This window comes from Nocardia sp. NPDC003482 (assembly GCF_053588115.1).
The window spans coordinates 99,045-122,965 of sequence record NZ_JBSFPI010000007.1 but is presented as its reverse complement, the minus strand read 5'-3'; the positions used below and the strand labels follow the sequence as shown (position 1 = coordinate 122,965).

Below are 23,921 nucleotides of genomic sequence, written 5' to 3'. Positions count from 1 at the left end.
CCGCGCGCCGAAACGGGAAGGGCCTGGCATGTCGAAGGATTGGCCGTCCGAGGCCCGCCTGCTCGTCGCGGAGGTGCTCGACGGGGCCGCGGCCGAGGTCGATCGGTCGGCCCGCGTTCCGCCCGCGCATCTCGACGAACTGGCCCGGCGCGGGTTCTACGGCTTCGTGCTGTCGGAGGGGATGACGCCCGACATCCTGATCGATACCGCGGCCACGATCCTCGGCGGCTGCCTGGCGACCGGCTTCGTCTGGGCCCAGCATCTGGGCGCCCTGCGCGCGGTCGCCGCCGGGAATCCGGCTCTGCGCGAACGGTTCCTGGGGCCAATGGCCGCGGGTGAGTACCGGTGCGGGGTCTCCTACGCGGGCGCGCGGACCGAACCCACGCTGTTCGCCGAACGGACCGACGCCGGTTTCGTCGTCGACGGCACGGCCCCGTTCGTCACCGGGTGGGGTCAGCTCGCCGCGCTGGCCACCTCGGTCCGATTGCGTTCGGCCGCAACCGAATCGGTGGCGACGCTACTGATCCCGGTCGCCGAGGTCGAGGGGTTGACCGCCGATCCACTCACGCTGGTGGCCGCCAACGCCAGCGCCACGGTCCGGCTGCGTTTCGACCGCGTCCTTGTCGGCGAGGACCGGCTCGTCGGCGACGCGCCCGTGAGCGCGTTCCGCGCCGGGCGGGCGGGCATCGCGGACTGGATCAACGGCGCGCTGCCGCTGGGCGTCCTGTCCGCCTGTCTGCGGGAGCTGCGGACCCTCGCGGTGGACGACACCCCCTACGCGGCCCGATATGCCGCGCTGCGTGGCCGTTTCGCGGCCGCGCTGGGCGATCCCGAGGCCACCTACGCCCTGCGCGCGGATATCGCGCACGCGGCGGTCGAGGCGGCCGCGGCGGTGGTGGTCGCGGCGGGCAGCCGCGCGGCGCTCGCGGGCTCGACGCCCGAACGGCTGGCGCGGCAGGCCACCTTCGCGCTGGTCTGCACGACCCGCGACCCGATCCGGTCCGCGCTGCTCACCCGGCTGGCGCCGAATCGGACTCCCGCACCGGACTGAGCATCCACAGCCACCAGCCCGAGCGCGGGAACTGCACCGCGAACGACGTGATGTACATCTCCCGCTCGACCCCGGTCTCGGGATGAATGTGGATGAGCGTGTCGAACGGCCGCGGATCGACCGGACGGGTGTTCCACATCCGTTCCCATTCCGGCGCGCGGCGGCAGGTCTCGATGATCGGCCCGCTGATCTCCGGTTCCATCGCCCCGAGGGCCAGGACCTTCAGCGAGTAGACGAAGCCGTGGGCGGCCTTCTCCCAATCGCCGACGACGCGACGCGAGCGCGGATCCGCCATCAGCCATTCCACCAGGCTGGTCCCGGGCGCCAGGCCCGGAAGCGCCACGCGCGCGGCCGCATTGGCGGCCACGATCCGGTAGGTGTGGATGTCCTGATAACAGGCCGGGGTGGCGATGGCCTCCAGCGCCGAGAGCTCCTGCGGGTTCGGGGTGACCTGCGCGGGCACCGGGACCCCGGCGTGCAGGCCGGTCATGGCCTGGATCTTCTCCGGTTCCACGCCGAGCGCGGTGAACAGCGGCGTGAGCACGCTCCGGGAAATGGGACGTTTGTTGCGTTCGATGGCCGAGAGCGTCTCCTCGGAGATGCCGACCATTTTGGCGAGTTCGCTCTGGGTGAGATTCGCGACATTTCTCTGCTCGCGCACGAACGAGCCCAGATTTCGAATGGACGGCGACATCGAAACGTTCCTAACTCGGAGCCCGGACAAGATGTACGGGTCGCAGGTGTTGACTCCGACGCGCCCACTATCCAATGCTGATAGTCGGACAGGCAAGCGGGCCTGGTCCGATTCCGGGGGTCGGGGTGGGCGACCGACTCGTCGGAGGGGAGAGCCGGACGCCCGCCCCCGCGTCCGACGCACTACGCTCTGTCGGCGTGCTGCTTTCCGATCGCGACATTCGTGCCGAGCTCACGGCCGGCCGGCTCGGGGTGGATCCGTTCGACGAGAAACTGGTTCAGCCGTCGAGTATCGATGTGCGGTTGGATCGAATGTTCCGGGTGTTCAACAACACTCGCTATACCCACATCGATCCCGCGCAGCGGCAGGACGAGCTGACCACCCTCGTCGAACCCGCCGAGGGCGAGCCGTTCGTGCTGCATCCGGGCGAATTCGTGCTGGGTTCCACGCTCGAGGTGTGCACGCTGCCCACCGATCTGGCCGGGCGGCTGGAGGGGAAATCGAGCCTCGGCCGGTTGGGCCTGCTCACCCATTCGACGGCCGGATTCATCGATCCGGGTTTCAGCGGGCACATCACCCTCGAACTGTCGAATGTCGCGAATCTGCCCATCACGCTGTGGCCCGGGATGAAGATCGGGCAGCTGTGCCTGTTCCGGCTGTCCAGCCCCGCCGAGAATCCCTACGGCAGCGCGGCGGCGGGATCGAAGTACCAGGGGCAGCGCGGACCCACGCCGTCCAAGGCGTATTTGAATTTCCCTCTACCGCACAGTATTTGACAATTATCGACGGGATTCAGCAGTCCTCGATCGCCGCCTTCGCATATCCGGCCGACTGGTAGAGATATTGATAGGCCCAGCGCGCCGGGGTGATGCGCGGGTGCGCGACCACCACGAGAATCTCACCGTCCCAACACTTTCGGAGAATGTAGCGGGCCCGGGAGACGTGCGGGGTGAAGGTCACCACGAGCACCCGGCGCCAGCCGCCCGCGCGGGCCCGCGCCGCCAGTTCGCGGCCCTCGCCCCGGGTGGTGCGCGGATCCGGATCGAAGCAGTCCACCTCGAAGCGGTAACCGCCGTGGCAGACGCGGTTCAGCAGCGCGCTGTGCTCGTAGGGATTCGAGAACAGCACCCGGGGCGCGTAGCCGTCGTGGGCCAGCCGCAGCGCCAGTTCCTCGCGCCCGTCGTGCGCGCCGCCGAGGACCACGATGGCGTCGGCCGGGGCCGGGGCGTCGACGCGCGGTCGCACGTACACCGGCCACAGCGCGGCCACGGCCACGGCGAGGACGAGCACCGGCGCCGCGACCGCTCGGACGATCCGCCGCCCGGTCAGGGGATCAGTTGGGGGCGGTGAAGCACTCGGTCGCGATCTTCTGCGCCGCGGTGCGGGCCTTGTCGGCGTCCTCCTTGCTCATGCCCGCGCCCGGGTCGGCGGTCGGGGCCGTCGAGGGGGACTTGGTCATGGCGCGCAGGCCGTCCTGCGAAATACCGGCGTCCACAAAGTGTTTCGCGGCGCAGTCGGCCAGGTTGGCCTGCAGGCCGCCGGATTGCAGGGACTTGGAGACATCGGCCTGGGTCACCTGGGGCTGGGAGTCCTTGTGGTCGGAGCCGCACGCCGCCAGCAGCGGCAGGGCGACGAATGCGGCGGCGATCAGCGAATTCCTCAACTGTTCCTCGATTCTCGCGAATAAGTCGGCAGCGGCGGCGCGGGCACCGCCGTGGTGATCCTGCCGTATCACGCGGCGCGGCAACAGACGTGGGTCACAGATCCGTCACAGATCCATGGCCGCGCGTAGGGCGGTATCGAGACGTTCCACAATCTCGGCGTCGATCTCGTCGACCCGGCGGGCGAGCCAGCCGCGGTAGATGCGCCCCAGATTCCCGGCGTGCACCCAGCCGTGTCCGGGGATCGAGACGGCGAGGATGTCGTCGGGATCGGTGTCCTGCACCTCGGCCGCGATCAGCCAGGGGCGCGGCGACTCGTTGATGCCGTCACTCGAGATCAGGACGACCGTGCGTTGCCGCGGGGAACCGTGCGGGTTGTAGAGCCAGAGTTCACCCCTGCGCACGCAGTTCCTTCTCCGCGGCCAGCAACTCCGCCTCGTCGGCGGACGCCAGCGCGGCCGCGTCCGGCACCGGCCCACACCCCGTCCGCACGGCCTCGCGCCGCGCGGCCCGGGATATCCACGCCGAGGGCGACATTCCCGCGCGAGCGGCGGCCTGCTCGGCATAGGACCAGGCCGCTTCGTCCAGGGAGAGAGTGACCTTACGGGTTGCCATACTTTTTATCGTACCCTCGCCCCTCCGCTTCGCTCCGGGACGAGGGACAGGGGAGAGCCCGGGCAAGGGACGAGAAGACCCCAGCCAAGAGACAGGAGACTGGGCAAGGGACACGGAAGTCCGGGCGCGGGACAAATAAGTCCAGAAGCAAGGGCCGAGAAGGGGCGAGGAGGAACGGCCGAGGGAGAGCACGGGGACGCGTCAACTCTGTTGGCGGGGTGTCAATGGTTGTTAGGGTGGGCGCGCGAACGTGAGGTTGGGAGTGGAGATGTTGAATCACCATCGGGTGGGGCGTGGGGAGCCGTTGGTGTTGGTGCACGGGGTGGGGAGTCGGTGGCAGGTGTGGGAGCCGATGATCGAGGCGTTGGCGGGGCGGTTCGAGGTGGTGGCGGTGGATCTGCCGGGGTTCGGGGGGTCGGCGGCGATTCCGGGGGCGGGGGTGGACGAGCTGACCGACGCGTTGGCGGCGTTTCTGGTGGAGGCGGGGATCGAGCGGCCGCATCTGGCGGGGAATTCGATGGGTGGGCTGATCGTGCTGAATCTGGCGGCGCGCGGGCTGGCCCGGAGCGTGACCGCGTATTCGCCGATCGGATTCTGGTCGACCAGCGGGCGGGTGTGGTGTCAGCAGTCGCTGGGGCGTTCGAAGGATCTCGGAGTGCGGATGCGGGGGGCGTTGCCCGCGATCCTGGGGACGGCGGCGGGGCGGACGGCGTTCCTCGGGCTGGTCTTCGGCAAGCCGTGGCGAGTGGACGCGCGGGTGGCCTACGACACCGCGACGGGCGCGCTGGATTCGCCCGGATTCGATTGCGCGCTGGCCTCTTTCACGCACGCGCGATTGCAGAACGGCGGTCGGCTCGACCGCATTCCGGTGACGATCGCCTGGGGCAACCGCGACATCCTGCTCACCTACGCCACCCAGAGCCGCCGCGCCCGCGCCTGGCTGCCGCGAGCCCGGCACCTCACCCTGCGCGGCAGCGGCCACACCCCCTTCTACGACGACCCCGCCGGATGCGCGAAGATCCTGCTGGAACAGCCGACAGAAAGTTCGCAATGAGCCACGTATCGCTGCGCTTCGACGGGGACCGCGCCCGCGTCGCCCTGGACCGCCCCGACAAGCACAACGGCCTCACCATCCCGATGCTGCGCGACCTGGTCGGCGTCGCCCGAGAGATCCGCGGCCGCAACGACATTCGCGCCGTGATCCTGTCCGGCAACGGCCCCAGCTTCTCCTCCGGCCTCGACATCGCGAAGGCCGTCGGCGATCCGCTCACCATCGTGCGCAATTTCGTCCCGCTGCCCGGCCGCGGCACCAACACCTTCCAGGAGGCGTGCTGGGCGTGGCGGCGGCTGCCGCAACCGGTCATCGCCGCGGTGCACGGGCACTGCTACGGCGGCGGCCTGCAACTGGCCCTGGCCGCCGACTTCCGCCTCGCCACGCCCGACGCCGACTTCTCGGTGATGGAGGCCAAGCACGGCCTCATCCCGGATATGACCGGGGCCGTGACACTTTCGCGCCTGATCGGCATGGACAAGGCCCTGCTGCTGACCATGACCGCCGACCCGGTCGACGCCGCCTACGCCGAGCGGATCGGACTGATCACCGAGGTGACCGCCGATCCGGGCGCGGACGCCGACGAACTCGCCACGCGCATCGCCGCCCGGCCCCCGCGCGCGGTCGCCGCCGCCAAGCGGATGTTCGACCGCAGCTGGCACAGCGGGGTCCGGCGAACTCTCGGCATCGAACGCGCGACCCAGCTTCCACTGCTGCTCGGACAGGCTCTCGGCCGCCGTTGACCTCGTGAAATCATTTCCAGCCGAAAAATTTTATTGATACCCAGTTCCCCGGTGCGTGAAACCCATACGATCATGGCAAGCTGTTAGCATTCGCAGACCTTGCCAGCCAAGTCGATGATCGTGTGCGGAGTCACAGATCTTCCGGTGGGCCGCACCGCTCGGCAATGACCCGGAAGGCCCACCGACCTTGATCAAGACCGCATCCATCCTGTCCGTGCTGACGGGAGTCTCGGCCTTGCTCCTCACCGTCACCCCGCCTGCCGTCGCCAACCCCAACGCCATCAATCCGATTCCGGTCCTCAACGGCACCAGCGGCCTCCCCCAACTGGTCGGGCGCAGCCGCGCCGTCTTCCAGGTGACCGGCATGGCCAGCCCCAACCACACCGAGAACAACAATGTGCTCGGCACCGACCTGGGCATCATGTGGGACAACGGCGCGGGGCAGATGCTCACCGCCTTCGGCGACACCGCCGGTGTCGGCCTGCCGAATCTGCTCGCGGGCAGCGTCTGGGCGTGGCGCTCGAATGTGTTGCTGCGCAGCCACACTCAGGATCCGAGCAACGGCATCTACTTCGACAGCGTCGTGCGCGACGGCCTCGGCCAAGCCCGCGATCTGATCCCCAGCCCGAAGATCCCGTTCATCGAGATCAGCCGCATCCCCACCGCCGGGATCGCCGTCGACGGCGTGCAGTACATGAGCCTGATGTCGGTGCAGAGCTGGGACGAGGTCGGCCAGTGGACGACCAACTACTCCGGCCTGGCCGCCTCCGCCGACAACGGCGAGACCTGGGCGGATCTGTCGTTCACCCGCCGCCCGAACGAGGGCGGCGACGCCAACTTCCAGATGAACGCCTTCGTGAAGTCCGGCGGATACGTCTACGAGTACGGAACCCCTTCGGGCCGAAACCATTTCGCCTACGTCGCCCGCGTCCGCGAGCACGACATCCAGAACCTCGACGAGTACGAGTACTGGGACGGCGGCGGCTGGCGCAAGGGCGATGTGAACGCGGCGGCCCCGATCACCGGCGGCGTCGGCGAGCTGTCGGTGATGTGGAACCAGTACCTCGGCCAGTACGTCATGCTCACCACCGATCCGTGGAATTCGGTGGTCATGCGCCGGGCGCCGTCGCCGGAGGGGCCGTGGAGTCCGCCGGAGGTGCTGATCGACACGCGCGAACTGCCCACCGCCTACGCCCCGTCGATCTTCCCGTACCAGACCGGGCGTGACCTGTACTTCCTCACCACCGTGCACAGTCAGTACAACGTCCTGCTCATGCGCACGACCCTGTAACCCCGCCCTTTACACTCGGCCCCATGGATGCGGCGGAGTGGGATGCCCGGTATTCGCGCAGCGAACTGGTCTGGGGCGCACCGCCCAACGCGACCGTCGTCGAACACGTCTACGGGCTGGAGAAGCGGGTGCGGCTGGCGCCCGACGCCCCCGGTGAGGAGCCGCCCGCCCTGCCCCGCGCGCTGGATCTGGCGTGCGGGGAGGGGCGCAACGCGCTGTGGCTGGCCACCCACGGCTGGCAGGTGCGCGCGGTGGACTTCTCCCAGGTCGCCATCGATAAGGGCCGCACGGTCGCCTCGCGCCTGTCGCGGTCGGTGCGCGCCCGCGTCGACTGGCAGTGCGCCGATGTCACCGAACCGGACGCGGCGGGCATCACCGGCCCGTTCGAGCTGATCCTCATGGTCTTCCTGCATCTGCCCGCCGACCAGCGCCGCGCGCTGCTGGCCCGGACGGCCGAGTGGCTCTCCCCCGGCGGCACCCTGCTGGTGCTCGGGCACGACAGCCGCAATCTCACCGACGGCTTCGGGGGGCCGCAGGATCCGTCGATCCTGTTCACCCCCGACGACGTGTCCCGCGAACTGGCCGATCTCCCGGTGCGGGTGCACGTCGCCGGTCGCGTGTTGCGCGCCACCGAGGGCCGCGACGCCATCGACGCGCTCGTGGTCGCCACCCGGATCGTGCCCGATCTCGAGGAGCAGGCGACCGCGGGCTGAGCGGGATCACTGCCGTCCGGACCAGCGCCGCAGCCACGGCTCGACGGTCTCGGCGATCTCGTCGAATCCGGCGCGGAACGAATGTGCTTGTCCCGCGATGATTTTCACCTCGGCGGCGTCGGCCGGATCCGGAATGCCGAACGGATCGCGCGCGCCGTTGATCACCAGCACCTCGATCGCCGCCGAGGCCGCCGAAAGCTCGGCGCGCCTTGACTTTTCGGGCTTTCCGGGAGGATGCAGCGGAAACGACAGCGCCACAACGCCTTTCGCGCCGAGCGGCACGGCGGTCCGGCAGGCCACGCGCGCGCCGTTGCTGCGCCCGCCCTGGATCAGCGGAACACGCCGCACCTTCTTGCGCAGGGCCGCGACGATCTCGGCCCACGCCGCGTCCTGCGCGACCGCCGAACCGGGCGCGCGCCGACCGGCGACCCGATAGGGCTGGGTCACCCGGGCCACGGCCACTCCGAGTTCGACCGCGCGATCGCGCACGACGAGCAGATCCTTCGCGTCGACGCCGCCGCCGGAGCCATGGGTCAGCACCAGCAGCGCACTGGCCCGCCGGGGACGGTCGAGTTCGATCTCCGCGGGGCCCGCACTCGTCTCGATGCGCACGAGCCCACGGTAGCGGGCCTGTTCTTCGCGTCACATTCGGGCGTCGACCTCTTGGACTGCCCATTACCCACCGGTAATATACGGTGTAAGTTACCCGCGAGTAGTAGGCGGTACTCCGACGACTACCCCGGTGGAGACACAAGGGCGGGAACGGGACACAGACCGACCGCACCGACTCAACGGAGAGTGAGCAACAGAGATGGGTCACTACAAGAGCAACGTCCGCGACCTGGAGTTCAACCTCTTCGAGGTGCTCGGCCTCGGTCCGATCCTCGACTCCGGCGCCTTCGGTGATCTCGACACCGACACCGTCAAGGAGATGCTCAACGAGGTTCGCCGCCTGGCCGAGGGTCCGCTCGGGGAGTCCTTCGCCGACGCCGACCGCAACCCGCCGGTCTTCGATCCGAACACCCACAGCGTGACGCTGCCGGAGTCGTTCAAGAAGAGCTACCGCGCGTTGCAGGAGGGCGGCTGGGACAAGCTGGGCGTCGCCGAGGACCTGGGCGGCATCCCCTTCCCGCGGTCGGCCTACTGGGCCATCGCCGAGCTGATCCTGGGCGCGCAGCCCGCCGCGTTCATGTACGCCGCGGGCGCGGGCTTCGCGAACATCTTCTACAACAACGCCACCGAGGAGCAGAAGGGCTGGGCGAAGATCGCCGCCGAGCAGGGCTGGGGCGCCACCATGGTGCTCACCGAGCCCGACGCCGGGTCCGATGTGGGCGCGGGCCGCACCAAGGCGATCCAGCAGGAGGACGGCTCCTGGCACATCGAGGGCGTCAAGCGGTTCATCACCTCCGCCGACTCCGACGATCTGTTCCCGAACATCATGCATCTGGTGCTGGCCCGCCCCGAGGGCGCCGGGCCGGGCACCAAGGGCCTGTCGCTGTTCTTCGTGCCGAAGTTCCACTTCGACCACGAGACCGGTGAGCTGGGCGAGCGCAACGGCGTGTTCGTCACCAACGTCGAGCACAAGATGGGCCTGAAGGTCTCGGCCACCTGCGAGGTCACCTTCGGCGGCCACGGCGTTCCGGCCAAGGGCTGGCTCGTCGGCGAGGTGCACAACGGCATCGCGCAGATGTTCGAGGTCATCGAGCACGCGCGAATGATGGTGGGCACCAAGGCCATTTCGACGCTGTCGACCGGCTACCTGAACGCGCTGGACTACGCCAAGCAGCGCGTGCAGGGCGCGGACCTGACCAAGATGACCGACAAGACGGCCCCGCGCGTCACCATCACCCACCACCCCGACGTCCGCCGCAGCCTGGCGACCCAGAAGGCGTATGCCGAGGGTCTGCGGGCGATCTACCTGTACACGGCCGCGCATCAGGATCCGGTTGTGGCCGAGCGGGTTTCGGGTGCGGACGCGGATCTGGCGGCGCGGGTGAACGATCTGCTGCTGCCGATCGTGAAGGGCGTGGGTTCGGAGCGGGCCTACCAGTACCTGACCGAGTCGTTGCAGACCCTGGGCGGTTCGGGGTTCCTGCAGGATTACCCGATCGAGCAGTACATCCGGGATTCGAAGATCGACTCGCTGTACGAGGGCACGACCGCGATCCAGGCGCAGGACTTCTTCTTCCGCAAGATCGCGCGTGATCGTGGTGTGGCGTTGGGTCATGTGGCGGGGCAGATCCAGACGTTCATCGACTCCGAAGCCGGCAACGGCCGGTTGAAGGGGGAGCGCAAGCTGCTGGCGACCGCGCTCGAGGATGTGCAGGCGATGGCGGCGACGCTGACCGGGCATCTGATGGGCGCGCAGGAGAATCCGGCCGAGTTGTACAAGGTCGGTCTGGGTTCGGTGCGGTTCCTGCTGGCCGTGGGTGATCTGCTGATCGGCTGGCAGTTGCTGCGGCAGGCCGAGGTCGCCCTGGCCGCGTTGGACGGGGGTTCGACCGAGCCGTTCTATCAGGGCAAGGTCGCCACCGCGCAGTTCTTCGCCCGCAACGTGCTGCCGGAGCTGACCGCCGTGCGGACCGTGCTGTCGAACCTGGACAACGACATCATGGAGCTGGACGAAGCGGCCTTCTGATCCGAGGGTTCCACTCAGGCCCCGTCACCCCGCGGTGACGGGGCCTGATCCGTTTTCCGGAGCCTGCACGATGACGACGGTGTTGCCGCCCGCGTTCTTGGCCCGGTACATCGCGACATCCGAGGCGCGCAGCAGGCGGCGGCCGGTCTCCTCGGCGTCCTCGGCGGCCCCGGGCTCGCCGAGCGCGACGCCCACGCTGGCGGTGAGGCGAATGGGAAGGTCCCGGATCGAGGCGATGGATCTCCGCAGCCGTTCGGCGATCTCGGTGACGTCCTCGGCGGGTCGCAGCGCGCCGACCACCACGAACTCCTCGCCGCCGTTGCGGGCCACGACCGCGTCCGGGGCGGCCGCGATCCGCAGCCGTTCGGCGGTCTCGACGAGGGCGTCGTCGCCGGAGGAGTGGCCGAAGGTGTCGTTGACGGATTTGAACCGGTCCAGGTCGAGGGTGATCACATAGGCCCGGCGACCCACCCGGGCGGCGTGCGAGTCGACGTAGCGGGACAGGTAGTAGTCGAGCCCCCGCCGGTTCAGCAGCATGGTCAGCGGATCCGACAGCGCGTCGCGGCGCAGCAGCCACGTGCAGAAGTGCAACTGCGGCAACGCGATCAGCATCGCCGCCGCGATGATCAGCACGATCGACCCGGCCAGGGCGTAGTCCCCGCCGAACTCCTGATCGCCCAGCACCAGCCGCGCGGACAGCGCCACCACCACGAGCAGCGACCAGCCGACGTGCAGCGCGAGCAGCCGCGGCCCGTGGAAGATCGTCACGTACCCGCCGATCACCACCGACAGCACCGTAGCGACCGCGCCGAAGAGCCGGTTCTGCTGGGCCAGGCAATTGCCGAGCACGGCGAGATCGGCCAGGCTCACCCAGATCAGCGATTCGGTCCGGCTCGGCCAGGGCAACAGCCACCACCGCAGCGCCCACGCCGCCGACAACACCGCCACCAGCGCGCTGACGGTCAGTCCGGCGACACCCCGGGGACCGGCCGCGGACAGCGCGCTGAGCACGGTGATGGCCAGCAGCAGCGCGCCGCCGGAACCGACCATCCAGCGCATCGGCCGCAGCGCGTGGTGGGATGCGAAAGTATCCACCAGCCAGCGATAATCGACCCGATCTCGCCACCACGCACGCACCATGGAACGGCTGCCGCTCATCGGTACCGCCTTGTATCGGAGGACAAGGGGTTTACTGACCCGAGCGTGCCACATACCCTCGGCGTGACTCACGGAAGGGACCGCAGAGAATGAAAAGATCGCTGTCCGCGCTTGCCGGAGCCTGCGCCGCTGCCGCCGTCCTGGCGGTGGCGGCAGCGCCCGCGGGTGCGGATCCCAACAACATCAACCCGTTCCCGGTGCTCAACGGCACCAACGGGTTGCCCACCCTGCCCGGGCCGACGCAGGCCGTCTTCCAGCTCACCGGCATGGCCAGCCCGAACCACACCGACGGCAACAACGTCCTCGGCACGGATCTGGGCATCATGTGGGACGACGGCCACGGCCAGATGCTCAGCGCCTACGGCGACACCGCCGGGATCGGCGCGCCGAATCTGCTCGCGGGCAGCCTGTGGGCGTGGCGGTCGAACGTACTGTATCGCAGCCCCGCCGGGATCTCCCCCGCCGACGGCATCCGCTACACCAGCTTCGTCGACAATCCGCTGCCCAGCCCGAAGATCCCGGGCATCGAGATCAGCTTCATCCCGACCGCGGGCGTATCCGTCGGCGGGGTGCAGTACATGAGCATGATGTCGGTGCGCGAGTGGGGCGCGGACGGCAAGTGGGAGACCAACTTCTCCACGCTGGCGGTCTCCGGCGACGACGGCCAGACCTGGGCGCAGCTGCCGACCACGCGCCGATCCAACGACGACGGCTTCGACAAGTTCCAGCAGGCGGCCTTCACCAAGGCCGACGGCTACGTCTACCGCTACGGCACGGCCGCGGGCCGCGACAACCTCGGCTTCATCGCGCGCGTCAAGGAACCCGACATCGCCAACTGGGACGCCTACGAGTTCTGGGACGGCCACGGCTGGAAGCCCAAGGACGCCAACGCGGCCCAGCCCATCGTCGGCGGCGTGGGCGAGCTGTCGGTCGGCTGGAACGACCACCTCGGCCGCTACGTCATGCTGACCACCGACCCGGCCAACTCCGTCGTCATGCGCACCGCGCCCGCCCCCGAGGGCCCGTGGACCGACCCGCAGGTCCTGATCGACGCCCGCGACCTGCCCAGCGCCTACGCGCCGATGATCTACCCGTATCAGACGGGCCGTGACCTGTACTTCGCGCTGGGTATCCACAACCAGTACAACGTGGTGCTCATGCGGACGCCGCTGTAGCGGGACGGAAAAGGCCCCGCGGTCATCGCTCGGGGCCTTCGAAACGGAAGGCCCCGCGGTCCTCACTCAGGACCCCCGACGACGGAAAAGGCCCCGTGCGGTTGCCGGGTCGGGGGTCTGGCAACTGCACGGAGCCGATCTGTTTATCGGTGGCCCGCTCGGGGCGTTACACGGGTTCGCGAGAGAATCGACCACGGGCACTGCGACCTGAGAGCTCGGACCCGCCGGAGCTCGGACGACTCGAGGAGATGAGTATGCAGCTGGGAATGATCGGGCTCGGCCGGATGGGCGCCAACATCGTGCGCCGCATCGTCCGCGACGGCCACACCGCGGTCGGCTATTCGCGGCACGAGGACCAGATCAAGGAGTTCAGCGCCGAACTGGGCGAGAACTTCTCGGGCGCCACCGACTACCCCGCGTTCGTCGCGCTGCTCGAGAAGCCCCGCGTGGTCTGGGTGATGATCCCCGCGGGCGCCACCGGCGCCGTCATCGACCAGGTCGCCGACCTGCTCGAACCCGGCGACATCATCATCGACGGCGGCAACAGCCGCTACCACGAGGACATCAAGCGCGCGGAAGCCTTGCGCCCCAAGGGCATCCACTACCTCGACATCGGCACCTCCGGCGGCGTCTGGGGCCTCGAGCGCGGCTACTGCCTCATGATCGGCGGCGAGGCCGAACAGGTCGCCCACCTCGAACCCCTCCTGAAGTCCATCGCCCCCGGCGTCGAGGCGGCCGAACGCACCCCCGGCCGCACCGGCGACCCCTCCCCCGCCGAACAGGGCTGGCTGCACTGCGGCCCCGCCGGCGCGGGCCACTTCGTCAAGATGGTCCACAACGGCATCGAATACGGCGCCATGGCCGCCTACGCCGAGGGCATGAACATCCTCGCCAAGGCCAATATCGGCAAGATCCTCACCGAGGAGCACTCGGCGGAGGAAACCCCCATGGAGAACCCCGAGCACTACCGCTACGACATCAATGTGCCCGAGGTGACAGAGGTTTGGCGCCGAGGCTCGGTCGTGGCCTCCTGGCTGCTGGACCTCACGGCCGCGGCCCTGTACGCCGACCCGGAACTGTCCTCGTTCGGCGGCCGAGTCTCCGACTCCGGCGAGGGCCGCTGGACCATCCACGCCGCCATCGACGAGGGCGTCCCCGCCCCCGTCCTCTCCGCGGCTCTGTACCAACGGTTCTCCTCGCGTGGCGAGGCGCTGTACGCGGACAAGGTGCTCTCGGCCATGCGCAAGGCGTTCGGCGGGCACAACGAGTTGCCGGGGAAGTGATTCGGTTGCTTCGCGCGGCTCTCTCGAGGGCCGCGCGAGGCTCCGCTCATTCGATCATCGATATCTCGACAAGCCTGTACGGAGATTCACCGACCGTCGCCCACCCGCCGACCGGCTCGGCACCCCACCATTCCCGCCCCTCCGGGTCGACCCATCGCACATCGTCCGGATCCGGTGGGCCACCGGCCATTTGGACGTCGAGCAGATTCGACGCCTGCTTACTCGCGAATCCTGACACCCGGTCCTCGACTCCTGGATGCAGCGCGCCACTGATCGGGGAAATCTCGGCCCGAGCACGGAAACCGAAGCGGCCCAACGAGGTTGAACTCTCCCCATAGGCGCTCGGCCTGTTCGAGTACTGCACGCAGATGGCCAATTCGGTATCAACCCAACACGAATCAATCCCGTGCAGCGCGGACGGCTGAGCCGCCAACCACACCAGATTCTCTGCCACAGCGATCGCCCAGCGGCAGTGTGCATCACCGACCAATTCGGTATAGGAGGGGTTCGGTGGACGCGGACCTACGGCAGCGGAGCGGATCGCAGGGACGGAGCCCTCACTCGCCCCGCCGACATAGTTCTTGAAGTGCTGAGGCTCACTCATTCGGCCCGCCCACTGACGACCCGTTCCGAGAACCCGCCATGCTCACACAGTAGGTGCTGATTCGACCACAGGCTCGCTCATCGGCCTCCCTTGACCGTGTTCGGAGTCGATGCATCAAACGAAGCGATCACCTCATCGCGAATACCCACCATCGTATCGCGGTCGGGCGCTTCGACATTCAGCCGCAAGAGTGGCTCGGTATTGGAAGGACGGAGATTGAACCAGGCACCCCCGTCGAGTCGGACCGTCAGACCCTCGAGCCGATCGATGTCAGCGCCGTCGTACTTTTCCTCGATTCTGGCGAGGGTGTCCGGCACATCGGTGATCTGGAAGCTGATTTCGCCCGAGGCGGCGTAGCGGGTGTACTCGCGGACGAGAGTGGACAGGGGTTTGTCGGTGGAGCCGAGGGCGGCCAGGATGTGCAGGGCGGCGAGCATGCCGGTGTCGGCTCGCCAGAAGTCGCGGAAGTAGTAGTGGCCGGAGTGTTCGCCGCCGAATATCGCGTCGTGCTGGGCCATGAGGGATTTCATGAAGGTGTGGCCGACGCGGGCGCGGATCGGGACGCCGCCGTGTTCTGTGACGATTTCCGGGACCGCGCGGGAGGTGATCGCGTTGTAGACGATTGTTGATCCGGGGGCCTTGGCCAGTTCGCGCGTCGCGATCAGGGCGACGATGGCCGAGGGCGGTACCGGAGCACCGGTTTCGTCGACGACGAAACAGCGGTCCGCGTCACCGTCGAAGGCCAGGCCGATATCGGCTCCGACTTCGCGGACCTTGTTCTGGAGGTCGATCAGGTTGGCCGAAACCAGTGGATTCGCTTCGTGATTGGGGAATGTGCCGTCCAATTCGAAGTACATGGGCACGATTTCCACGGGCAACCCGTCGAACACGATAGGCACCATGTGCCCGCCCATCCCGTTCGCCGCGTCCACCGCGACCTTCAGGGGCCGAATCCCGTTCAGATCCACCAACTCTCGCAGATACTCGGCGTATGCGGATGTCAGGTCGCGGCGTGAAACACTGCCGCGCACACCCGTATAGGCGGGAACGCCGCCCTCGAGCATGGCCCGAATCTCCGCCAGCCCGCTGTCCTGACCCACCGGCGTGGCCCCCGCACGGCACATCTTGATGCCGTTGTAGCGCGCAGGATTATGACTCGCCGTGATCATCGCACCGGCGACATCGAGCCGTCCCGCAGCGAAGTACACCAGATCGGTACTCCCGAGCCCGACGTGAATGACGTTCTCCCCCTGGCTGATCACACCTTCGGCGAACGCCTCCGCGAACGATTCCGACGACGGCCGCATATCGTGCACCACCGCGACCGCAGTACCCACCAGACGCGCGAAAGCCGCCCCAACCTCCCGCACGATATCGGCGTCGAGTTCGTCATCGACAAGCCCCCGAACGTCGTACGCCTTGATCAGCTTGGCCAACTCCCGCATACGATGGTGTCCCTTCGTCGGCTCGATAATGCCCTTCGCCGAGCATAGGCCGCGCGGGATTTCGCCCCTCGCTGCGCGCGCAAGGGGACTACGACAAATTCAGGTGACGGTTCATCGCCATCGCCGCATCCGCCAGCTCGGGAATCTCGATGACCGAAACTCCTTCTTGCTGAAGCTTTTCCACGCCGACGCAATCCTCGACGAACGTAGCAGGCTCGCGCCAGGCGATGACGACAGTCGGTATTCCGGCCCGCAGAATCCTGTCGGTGCAGGGCAGGCGAGTCTTGGTCGCTCGCTCGGAACAGGGCTCGAGGGTGCTGTAGATCGTGGCCCTGGCCAATCTGGGATCGTTCGCGTCCAGCTTGTCCAAGGCGGCCTCCTCGGCGTGCACCTTCGGATCGCTCTCCCGGGAGTAACCGGTGGAGATCTCCTCACTATCGACGACAATGACCGCGCCGACCGAGAACGCCCCCTCGACGACCGGGCACAGCCGGGCAAGCTCGATGGCTCGATTCATCCAGTGGTGATGGTCGGTCACGAGTTCTCCTTGGGTTTGTAATGGACTCCCTGTCACGCGAGGAGCAACTGCCGGACGTCTTGGAGGCGGCGGTCGACGCGATCGGAGCCGATATCACCGGTGATCAGTTCCAGTGTGGCCGCGGCGGCGTCGAATTGGCCCGACTTCGCGAATGCCTCGGCGAGCCACGTCCGGTAGAGCGCTACCTCCCGTTGGTGTTCGGTGGGGTAGGCGGCTATCGCACGGGACAGCAGTGGTTGGGCCTTGGGGCCGTCACCGAGTTCGACGTAGCAGCGGGCTGCCATGATGTCGATTTCGTCGCGATTCAACCAGTAGACCCAATCCGGTTCGGGGACTTCGCCTTTCCTGGCCTCGTAGGCGTCGTCCACGGCGTCGAGTGCCCGCCGGGCGCTGTCGGCGTCGCGGGCTCGGGCACTGGCCCACGCGACGCGCTCCCAGAGGAGAGCGCGGGTGACGGGAGTGGCGTCCCGGACTCCCGCCACCGCTGACCGGGCGAGCAGGAGGGCATCAGCGGCGTTGCCGGTATTGGCTTGCTGATAGGCCAGGGTCGAGAGCAACTGCGCGGCCAAGGGCCGGTTGCCCGCCGCCGCCGACGCGCTGTGGCCGTCCAGATAGATGCGTTGCGCTTCGACGACATGCCCGGCGTCGGACGCCACCCACCCGGCGAGCTGGGACAGCTCCCCGACGACGGTGAGCAGGCGTCGTTCGACCGGCGCGCTGTAACTCCCGTCGCGAACCACGGTCTCGACGTCCCGTAGCTCCTTCGAAACGACCGGAAACAGATCGCGCCCTCCGATCGAATCATCCAGTCGCCGAATCTGTTTGACGCGTTGCTCGAGTTCCACCACGAGGCTCTGACCCACGGTGCGCCCAGCACGGCTGTGCACAACTGCCGGAGTGTCGTTCACGAGCCACTCATGGGCGACCCGCAAGGGGTCGTCCGGCGGGGACGTGAGCGTCAGAACGCTGACACCGAGTGCCCGTGAATACGCGCTCACATGTTCCGGCCGAATCTGCCGCTGCCCGGTCTCCAGCAGCCCGAGAAGCGCTTTCGAGTAGTGCGTGCGCGCCGCCAGCGCGGAAAGGCTGAGCCCCACCGATTCTCGCGCGGCTCGAAGACGACTGCCGGTGACAGGATCCACTCTTCGAGTTTAAGCCCGCTGTCGACGCGTGTAGACCCCGAAAGCCTGTTTTCCGTTACGGCTAGGGGCCACTCTGGCGGGGCAGCGTTGTCTCAGCAGAGGGGAAGACATGCGGCAGTACTCGGTTCGGGTTCATTGTTGCGGTTCGCGCTGGATCGTTCACGTCCCCGCGTATGAAATCTGGACGCTCGTGGATGACAAGAAGGCGATAAGGCGGACCGCCACAGCGATGATTTCCGAATCGTCCGGATTGTCGGCAGAGTCTTTCACTGTGGACCTCGAAGAGGGTCGTGTCCTCGCAGGGCCGGACGAATTCGTACTCGGCTTCATCTTCGCTCAGCGCTGGGACGGAGTCAGCGGTGCATCCGATGAGATTTTTCCACCGAGAGAGGAGACGTGATATGCCAGCAATGGGATCGACGCTTGCCCGCCGCGCACTCGGGCGGCAACTCCATGCCCTGCGGAAGAAGGCAGAGATCAGCCAATTACAAGCGGCGAAGTTTCTAGGGATATCGCCACAAACCATGGGGCGCATGGAAGATGGCGTGTCCATGCGGTCGGCCACGGATCTGCATGTGAACGAGTTGTGTAATCGCTACGGCGTGGATGACGAGAAGCGGCGGATGGTCTTGGCACTGGCTCGGGAGGTGCGGATTGTGGCCAAGAATGGGGGTGGTTGGTGGCGGGCGGATGCGGATCAGGGGGACGGGTTCGATCATTATCCGGTCCTGCTCAGCGCGGCTCGACGGATGACGGCCTGGCGGGTGATTCTGTTGCCGGAAGTAGTGCAGACGGTGGACTATCAACGCGCGGTGGTGTGGGCGAAGTACCCCAACCTGACGTCCGAGGAGATCGAGAAGCAGATCGAGTCGGCGGCGAGTCGGCGACGGCCGCTGGATGATTCGGCGTTCACCGTCGAAATCTTCTTGCCCGAGGCCGCGATACGTGAGGAGTGGGGTGGTCCGGCCGTTATGGCCGAGCAGCGTCAGTACCTTGCCGATATCGGGCAACGGTCCAATGTGTCGATTCGTGTGGTGCCGTTCCGGGCGCGCAGCCATGTCGGAGCGCTGGCCGGTTCGTTCTCGCTTCTGGAGTTTCCGGTCCTGGCTCACTCGAAGCTTGTCGAGCCGCCGGTTGTCCATATCGAGGAGTACACCGGTACCCTCTATCTCGAACGAGCGGAAGAGATCCGCCGCTATCGCGACGCGATCGCCGAGTTGCGGCGGGTGGCATTGAGTGAGAGCGACTCCAGCGCACTGATCCTGGGGATATGAGTCCGGGCGGTGGGAATCCCACCGCCCGGCTTTCAAGCAACAGTCACTCGAACGACCGATCCAGCCAATCGATCGTCTGCATACCGAAAAGATCCGTCCCCCAACCGTAAAGATTGGTGATCATCCGAATCATGCTGCAATCCGTGGGCTGGTAGCTGACGTCCACGCCCTGAGAACGGTACGTGTCGGCCAGTTCCCGCGAATCCCGCGCCGGAACCAAAGACATGAACGAATCATCCGCCGCACACGAGGCGATCAGGACCTTCGCCTTCGGCGTCCCCGCCTTACCCAGTTCATTGTCATCGAACACCGCCTGGAAGTCGGGCTCGTCGGCCGGATTCCGGTTCGTGTTGAACAAGGTGTTCAGCGGAAGGAACGGGAGGCCGAAATAGGCGGGCGTCTGGCACTGGGTGCGGAAGAAGTTGGCGATGCCCTGCCCGGCCGGGGTCAGCTTCGAGTCCAGCTTCATCTCCGGATACCAGGGGTCCAGGCCCAGCAGCGTCGCGAAGGCGAATCCGGAGCCGACCGAGCCGTTCGCCACGCGCATGAAGTTGCGCTGGTTGACGACCATGCCCTCCAGGACCGCCGACTTCACGTTCAGCTCCGGCGCGTACTCGGGCTGCAGTTCCGCCGAAAAGCCCGCTCCCACACCGCCTCCCGCGATGCCGAACAGGGCCACGGGAGCGTTCGGATCCAGGCCCGCGTCGCCGTAGCCCAAAGCCGCGCGCACCCCGTCCAATTGAGCGTGTCCCGCGAACTTCCCCGCGAACACCCCGTGCGGCCGCCGGTCGGCATCGTTTCCGACATCGGAGATCATGACCGCGTACCCCTTGCCGAACATCAACGCCAACGGCCCCAGCGCCGACCACGACGCGCCGTCGAGCGGATCACCGCCCGTCCACTGAGTGCTCGGATGGCAGCCCCACCCCACGCTGTCGTTGGCCTCCTGATACGAGACCACCCGCCGCTCCGAATTCGGCCGTCCGTCACGCGGAATCATGAGGATGCCCGTGCTGACGACCGGAGTGACACCATCGACGCCCGTGGTCACGTACATCAGTTTGTAGGCGTCCAGATCCGCGGGCTTCACGCCGGTGAACAGGACATCCACCCGCTTCGCCTTCAACAGCGTGCCCGGCTTCTCGTCGCCGGTCAGCGGGGGCTCCTGATAGAACGGGTCGTCCGCGCGCAGGGCCTCGAACGCCTCCTGGGGTGAGGCCAGGGTCGCGCCGCGCAGCGTGCCCACGACGTAGCCGTTGAACACCTCGTCCAGGCCGGGGGTGCGGCTGGGCGTATCCGTCTGCGCCCCAGCGGTTCCCGCGACGCCCAGCGCCAACGCCACGACCACCACGACCAGAGTTCGTACCCGCATGTCAGTCCCCTTGCCCCGCGGGCTCCACCCGCAACTCGTTCGCCGCCGACAGCAGCAACTGCGGAATGTTCAACAACGGCCGATGCGATTCCAGCTGCACCTCGTACGGCGTCCGCAGCGTGGCTTCCAGTGCGGGCCAATTGTTCTCGACCTGCCACTTGTACTTGGGCAACAGTTCGCCGGTGATGTAGTCCCAGCGATCGTCGAGCACCGACCAGTTCCAGCTCGGCAGCGGCAGCACCAGGCGCAATGGTTCGCCGTTCGCGCCGGTGAAAGGCACTCGGACGGGCCGGAATTCGCGCGGCGGGATCACGCCCGCCACCGATGGCGATCCGGCCGCACCGCTGAGGTAGGTGATGGCCTCGCCGACGCTGCCCTTGTAGGCGCGGGTCTGATCCCACTGACCGCCGATGGCCCAATCCTGTTCGCGGCGCAGCAGGGTGGCGTTGCCCGTCGCCACGCGGTTCTCGTCGCCGGAGGCGATATCGCGCCACGCGCCCATGATGTCGTCGCCGAACAGGCCCGCCGCCTCGAATTCGCTCAGCGCGGGCAGGCCGCCGGTCACGTAGGCGTCGTGCATGGGCATCAGATCGGAGAAGATGTTCTTCTGCATCACCAGGATCATCCCCAGGATCCAGCGCAGATCCTCGGGCGTGATCCGGGTTCCGGCGTCGGCCAGCGCGCGCAACCCCTCCGGCAGCAGCGCGAGCGCCTGCGGGCCCGCGGTCTGCACGACCGCGTTCACAACGGTGCGGGCCGCGTCCGCGATTCCGGGCAGGTCGTAGATATCGCTCATCAATTCGAAATCGATGAGCCCGCCGCCGAAATCGGCCCCGACCTGACCGCCCATTCCGGCCCACTGCAATTCGCGATGGGCCAGTTGCAGGTCCTCGTAGTAACGGTAGGAGCGAATCAGGTTCTCGCGGTTGGCCTGCACGCCCGCGCGCGGATTCCAGGAGGCCAGATCGATCCCGGCCTTGGTGGTCGCGTCGACCAGCCAGTACTGGTACAGCAGCGCGGCGTATCGGGTCGGCGGCACGCCCCGCGAGCGCGCCTCGTCCAGCAGGCCCGCGAGTTCGCCCTCGTCATAGGGCAATTCGGGGTTGACCCCGCCCGGTCCCTGAGCCGCGTCGCGATTGACCAGCGGCAGATCCAGATAGTGGTAGAGATCGTCGGCCGCGACCGCGGTGCCCGCGGTCCCGAGTCCGAGCGTCAGCACTGCCGCGAGAGTCAATCCCGCGCCACGCACGAGCGCGCCGATGCGCATGGTGTTCAGCCTTCCGAGTTGGGATTACCGAGCGAACGAGTCAGGACACGCCGATCAGCCGTCGAATAGCCGATTTCCGCCCAGACGATAATTCACGATCGACCGAACTCCTTTACCGACGTGCCGAGAGTCACCGAGCGACTCCTGGGTTACGGGCAGGTTACCAACCGGTGGTCACGGCTGGCGGCGCGGGTCGCGAGGACACCGGAAGATCCTGTCCGGAAATCGAATTGGGTAATCACGTTTCGATAACACGCGCCACGCGCCCGCGACCGACCGCGTGCCGCCGCGCCGATTCTGGTTTTCCGGCGCTCCCACGCGGTACGGTCGGAACCCATGCGCATCGTTCCGGGGATCCTCCTCGCCGTGGCCGCGGTCGCCCTGTCGGCCTGTTCGAGCGGCGGCGGCGACACCACCGCGTCGTCGAGCCCGTCGACGCCCACCCCCGCACCCACCACCACGACGGAGACCACGACGACCAGCCGAACCGATTGCGGCGCGGGCTATCTCGCCCAGTTCTCCACCCGGCAGAAGCTGGCCCAGCTGCTCACCGTGGGCGTGGCGAGCGCCGCGGACGCGGAGAACGTGGTGCGCGCCGAGCAGATCGGCGGCATCTTCGTCGGCAGCTGGACCGACCCGGCGCTGTTGGCGGACAAGCAGATCGACCGCGTCAAGGCCACCGCCCGCACCCCGCTCATGGTCACCATCGACGAGGAGGGCGGGCGAGTCTCGCGGCTGGCCAACCAGATCGGGGCCGCGCCCTCGGCCCGGGTCACCGCGCAGACGGTCTCCGCCGACGACTTCTACACCCAGAGCCTCGCGCGCGGGCGGGCCATGAAGGACCTCGGCGTCACCGTCGATTTCGCGCCCGACGTGGATGTCAGTGCGCAACCGGACGATTCGGTGATCGGCGACCGGTCCTTCTCCACCGATCCCGCGGTGGTCACCGAGTACGCGGGCGCGTTCATCCGGGCCATGCACGACGCCGGGGTGGGCGCGGTCATGAAGCACTTCCCCGGCCACGGTTCCGGTTCGGGCGATTCGCACACCGGCGCGGTCCGCACGCCGCCGTTGGACCAGTTGCAGCAGGTCGACCTCGTGCCGTTCCGCAATCTGGTGGGTTCCGGCGCGGCGGTCATGGTCGGCCACCTCGACGTGCCCGGCCTCACCACGCCGGACACCCCGGCCAGCATCAGCCCGCAGGTCATGTCGCTGCTGCGGCAGGGCAGCGGCTACGGCGCGGCGCCCTTCGACGGGCCGATCTTCACCGACGACCTGAGCGGTATGGCCGCCATCACCAGCCGCATGGGCATCGCCGACGCGGTGGCCGCCGCGCTCGAGGCGGGCGCGGACAACGCCCTGTGGATCAGCACCGACGCGGTCACCCAGGTGCTGAACCGGTTGGAGCAGGAGGTCCGCGACGGCCGCCTGCCGCTGAAGCAGGTCGACGACTCCGTGCTGCGCATGGCCCGGTTCAAGGGCATCCCGCTGACCTGCTGATCACCGGCGAATCGTCGGCAATTGTGCCCAGTGGAACTTACCTTGGAGTAAGATAGGGGCTTCGACATGGGCTAGGGAGAGACGGATGGCAGGCGGAACGAAGCGGCTCCCTCGGGCGGTTCGTGAGCAGCAGATGCTGGACGCCGCCGTCGAGGTGTTCTCGCGCAAGGGTTATCACGACACCTCGATGGACGCCATCGCCGCCGAAGCCAAGATCTCCAAGCCCATGCTGTACCTGTACTACGGGTCCAAGGACGAGTTGTTCCGGGCCTGCATCCAGCGCGAGAGCATCCGGTTCATCGAGGCCGTCGCCGTCGCGGGCAACCCGAAGCTGACCCCGCACGAGCAGTTGCGCGCGGGGCTCGAGGCGTTTTTGTCCTATGTGGACAACAACCGGTTGTCCTGGCAGGTGCTCTACCGGCAGGCCCTCGGGCAGCAGCCGTTCGCCTCGGAGATCGCCAACAGCCGTGAGCGGGTGATCGAGCTGACCGCGAAGCTGCTCGAGTCCAGTGCCAAATACGCCGAGCCGGGGACGAATTTCGACATCGTGTCGGTCGCGGTGATCGGCGCGGGCGAGGCCATCGCCGACCGGATCGCCAGCGGTGAGGTGGATGTGGCCGAGGCGGTCGATCTGCTCGACAATCTGGCCTGGCGTGGTCTGGCGGGCAAGAAGAAGGCCGAATAGAGTTCATGATCGAGTGACGGG

Annotated in this window: 26 protein-coding genes; 13 read left to right on the top strand and 13 right to left on the bottom strand. The window is 67.6% G+C overall.

Going from position 1 to position 23,921, the window contains the following annotated elements; all coding sequences use genetic code 11:
* Positions 1-28 precede the first annotated feature (28 nt).
* A complete protein-coding gene (locus tag ACWDSJ_RS12955; RefSeq protein WP_450031715.1) occupies positions 29-1,051 on the top strand; it encodes an acyl-CoA dehydrogenase family protein in 1,023 nt (340 codons plus the stop codon).
* Here ACWDSJ_RS12955 and ACWDSJ_RS12950 read toward each other — a convergent pair.
* Positions 1,011-1,745, bottom strand: coding sequence for an MmyB family transcriptional regulator (locus ACWDSJ_RS12950; protein ID WP_450031713.1), 735 nt, complete (start codon positions 1,743-1,745; stop codon positions 1,011-1,013). The genes ACWDSJ_RS12955 and ACWDSJ_RS12950 overlap by 41 nt on opposite strands.
* A gap of 197 nt (positions 1,746-1,942) precedes the next feature.
* Here ACWDSJ_RS12950 and dcd point away from each other — a divergent pair, with 197 nt between their 5' ends.
* Entirely contained in the window at positions 1,943-2,521 is a 579-nt protein-coding gene (dcd, locus tag ACWDSJ_RS12945; protein ID WP_387358028.1) for a dCTP deaminase, read from the top strand.
* A gap of 16 nt (positions 2,522-2,537) precedes the next feature.
* Here dcd and ACWDSJ_RS12940 read toward each other — a convergent pair whose 3' ends face one another.
* The 4 genes from ACWDSJ_RS12940 to ACWDSJ_RS12925 form a co-directional block, all read right to left on the bottom strand.
* The gene (locus ACWDSJ_RS12940) at positions 2,538-3,035 is read right to left on the bottom strand and encodes a YdcF family protein (RefSeq protein ID WP_450031711.1); all 498 of its coding nucleotides are present in this window, start codon (positions 3,033-3,035) and stop codon (positions 2,538-2,540) included.
* A 43-nt stretch (positions 3,036-3,078) separates the two neighbouring features.
* Positions 3,079-3,408, bottom strand: coding sequence for a hypothetical protein (locus ACWDSJ_RS12935; protein ID WP_387358032.1), 330 nt, complete (start codon positions 3,406-3,408; stop codon positions 3,079-3,081).
* Positions 3,409-3,513: 105 nt separating this feature from the next.
* A complete protein-coding gene (locus tag ACWDSJ_RS12930) occupies positions 3,514-3,810 on the bottom strand; it encodes a hypothetical protein (RefSeq protein ID WP_450031709.1) in 297 nt (98 codons plus the stop codon).
* The gene (locus tag ACWDSJ_RS12925; RefSeq protein WP_450031707.1) at positions 3,797-4,021 is read right to left on the bottom strand and encodes a hypothetical protein; all 225 of its coding nucleotides are present in this window, start codon (positions 4,019-4,021) and stop codon (positions 3,797-3,799) included. The genes ACWDSJ_RS12930 and ACWDSJ_RS12925 overlap by 14 nt, the downstream gene beginning before the upstream one ends.
* A gap of 268 nt (positions 4,022-4,289) precedes the next feature.
* On the opposite strand from ACWDSJ_RS12925, the gene ACWDSJ_RS12920 reads away from it, so the two are divergent.
* The 4 genes from ACWDSJ_RS12920 to ACWDSJ_RS12905 all read left to right on the top strand — a co-directional run bounded on the left by ACWDSJ_RS12920 (position 4,290) and on the right by ACWDSJ_RS12905 (position 7,819).
* Complete coding sequence (locus ACWDSJ_RS12920; protein WP_450031706.1) at positions 4,290-5,075, top strand: alpha/beta fold hydrolase; 786 nt, start codon at positions 4,290-4,292, stop codon at positions 5,073-5,075.
* Positions 5,072-5,815 (top strand): crotonase/enoyl-CoA hydratase family protein, encoded by a 744-nt coding sequence (locus tag ACWDSJ_RS12915; protein WP_450031704.1) that lies wholly within the window; start codon positions 5,072-5,074, stop codon positions 5,813-5,815. The genes ACWDSJ_RS12920 and ACWDSJ_RS12915 overlap by 4 nt, the downstream gene beginning before the upstream one ends.
* 187 nt (positions 5,816-6,002) lie before the next feature.
* A complete protein-coding gene (locus ACWDSJ_RS12910) occupies positions 6,003-7,106 on the top strand; it encodes a DUF4185 domain-containing protein (RefSeq protein ID WP_450031702.1) in 1,104 nt (367 codons plus the stop codon).
* 23 nt (positions 7,107-7,129) lie between these two features.
* The gene (locus tag ACWDSJ_RS12905; protein ID WP_450031700.1) at positions 7,130-7,819 is read left to right on the top strand and encodes a class I SAM-dependent methyltransferase; all 690 of its coding nucleotides are present in this window, start codon (positions 7,130-7,132) and stop codon (positions 7,817-7,819) included.
* Between the two features lie 6 nt (positions 7,820-7,825).
* On the opposite strand, the gene ACWDSJ_RS12900 is transcribed toward ACWDSJ_RS12905, so the two are convergent.
* Positions 7,826-8,431, bottom strand: a complete 606-nt coding sequence (locus tag ACWDSJ_RS12900; protein ID WP_450031698.1) for an alpha/beta hydrolase family protein — start codon at positions 8,429-8,431, stop codon at positions 7,826-7,828.
* Positions 8,432-8,630: 199 nt separating this feature from the next.
* Here ACWDSJ_RS12900 and ACWDSJ_RS12895 point away from each other — a divergent pair, with 199 nt between their 5' ends.
* Positions 8,631-10,457, top strand: a complete 1,827-nt coding sequence (locus tag ACWDSJ_RS12895; RefSeq protein WP_387358049.1) for an acyl-CoA dehydrogenase — start codon at positions 8,631-8,633, stop codon at positions 10,455-10,457.
* Between the two features lie 24 nt (positions 10,458-10,481).
* Here ACWDSJ_RS12895 and ACWDSJ_RS12890 read toward each other — a convergent pair whose 3' ends face one another.
* A complete protein-coding gene (locus ACWDSJ_RS12890; RefSeq protein WP_450031696.1) occupies positions 10,482-11,552 on the bottom strand; it encodes a diguanylate cyclase in 1,071 nt (356 codons plus the stop codon).
* Between the two features lie 152 nt (positions 11,553-11,704).
* Here ACWDSJ_RS12890 and ACWDSJ_RS12885 point away from each other — a divergent pair, with 152 nt between their 5' ends.
* Positions 11,705-12,790 (top strand): DUF4185 domain-containing protein, encoded by a 1,086-nt coding sequence (locus ACWDSJ_RS12885; RefSeq protein ID WP_387358053.1) that lies wholly within the window; start codon positions 11,705-11,707, stop codon positions 12,788-12,790.
* 254 nt (positions 12,791-13,044) lie between these two features.
* Entirely contained in the window at positions 13,045-14,073 is a 1,029-nt protein-coding gene (gene gnd / locus ACWDSJ_RS12880; protein WP_387358055.1) for a phosphogluconate dehydrogenase (NAD(+)-dependent, decarboxylating), read from the top strand.
* A 46-nt stretch (positions 14,074-14,119) separates the two neighbouring features.
* Here the strand turns inward: gnd and ACWDSJ_RS12875 are convergent, their stop codons facing one another.
* The 4 genes from ACWDSJ_RS12875 to ACWDSJ_RS12860 form a co-directional block, all read right to left on the bottom strand.
* Positions 14,120-14,527 carry a hypothetical protein gene (locus tag ACWDSJ_RS12875; RefSeq protein ID WP_450031693.1) on the bottom strand — a complete coding sequence of 136 codons (408 nt, stop codon included), beginning with the start codon at positions 14,525-14,527 and terminating at the stop codon, positions 14,120-14,122.
* 227 nt (positions 14,528-14,754) lie between these two features.
* A complete protein-coding gene (locus ACWDSJ_RS12870) occupies positions 14,755-16,122 on the bottom strand; it encodes a phosphomannomutase/phosphoglucomutase (protein WP_450031691.1) in 1,368 nt (455 codons plus the stop codon).
* Positions 16,123-16,210: 88 nt separating this feature from the next.
* Positions 16,211-16,660: a deaminase gene (locus ACWDSJ_RS12865; protein ID WP_450031689.1), complete on the bottom strand. Its 450-nt coding sequence runs from the start codon at positions 16,658-16,660 to the stop codon at positions 16,211-16,213.
* Positions 16,661-16,692: 32 nt separating this feature from the next.
* Positions 16,693-17,802 (bottom strand): helix-turn-helix domain-containing protein, encoded by a 1,110-nt coding sequence (locus tag ACWDSJ_RS12860; protein ID WP_450031687.1) that lies wholly within the window; start codon positions 17,800-17,802, stop codon positions 16,693-16,695.
* A gap of 109 nt (positions 17,803-17,911) precedes the next feature.
* On the opposite strand from ACWDSJ_RS12860, the gene ACWDSJ_RS12855 reads away from it, so the two are divergent.
* Complete coding sequence (locus ACWDSJ_RS12855) at positions 17,912-18,202, top strand: hypothetical protein (RefSeq protein WP_450031685.1); 291 nt, start codon at positions 17,912-17,914, stop codon at positions 18,200-18,202.
* 1 nt (position 18,203) lies between these two features.
* On the top strand, positions 18,204-19,076 hold the full coding sequence (locus tag ACWDSJ_RS12850) for a helix-turn-helix domain-containing protein (RefSeq protein WP_450031684.1): 873 nt from the start codon (positions 18,204-18,206) through the stop codon (positions 19,074-19,076).
* 43 nt (positions 19,077-19,119) lie between these two features.
* On the opposite strand, the gene ACWDSJ_RS12845 is transcribed toward ACWDSJ_RS12850, so the two are convergent.
* Together ACWDSJ_RS12845 and ACWDSJ_RS12840 are read right to left on the bottom strand one after the other, a co-directional pair.
* On the bottom strand, positions 19,120-20,448 hold the full coding sequence (locus ACWDSJ_RS12845) for a lipase family protein (RefSeq protein WP_450031682.1): 1,329 nt from the start codon (positions 20,446-20,448) through the stop codon (positions 19,120-19,122).
* A 1-nt stretch (position 20,449) separates the two neighbouring features.
* Positions 20,450-21,715 carry a hypothetical protein gene (locus ACWDSJ_RS12840; RefSeq protein WP_450031680.1) on the bottom strand — a complete coding sequence of 422 codons (1,266 nt, stop codon included), beginning with the start codon at positions 21,713-21,715 and terminating at the stop codon, positions 20,450-20,452.
* A gap of 336 nt (positions 21,716-22,051) precedes the next feature.
* On the opposite strand from ACWDSJ_RS12840, the gene ACWDSJ_RS12835 reads away from it, so the two are divergent.
* Both ACWDSJ_RS12835 and ACWDSJ_RS12830 read left to right on the top strand, forming a co-directional pair.
* Positions 22,052-23,215 carry a glycoside hydrolase family 3 N-terminal domain-containing protein gene (locus tag ACWDSJ_RS12835; RefSeq protein ID WP_450031678.1) on the top strand — a complete coding sequence of 388 codons (1,164 nt, stop codon included), beginning with the start codon at positions 22,052-22,054 and terminating at the stop codon, positions 23,213-23,215.
* Between the two features lie 85 nt (positions 23,216-23,300).
* Complete coding sequence (locus tag ACWDSJ_RS12830) at positions 23,301-23,900, top strand: TetR/AcrR family transcriptional regulator (protein ID WP_387358072.1); 600 nt, start codon at positions 23,301-23,303, stop codon at positions 23,898-23,900.
* Positions 23,901-23,921 lie beyond the last annotated feature (21 nt).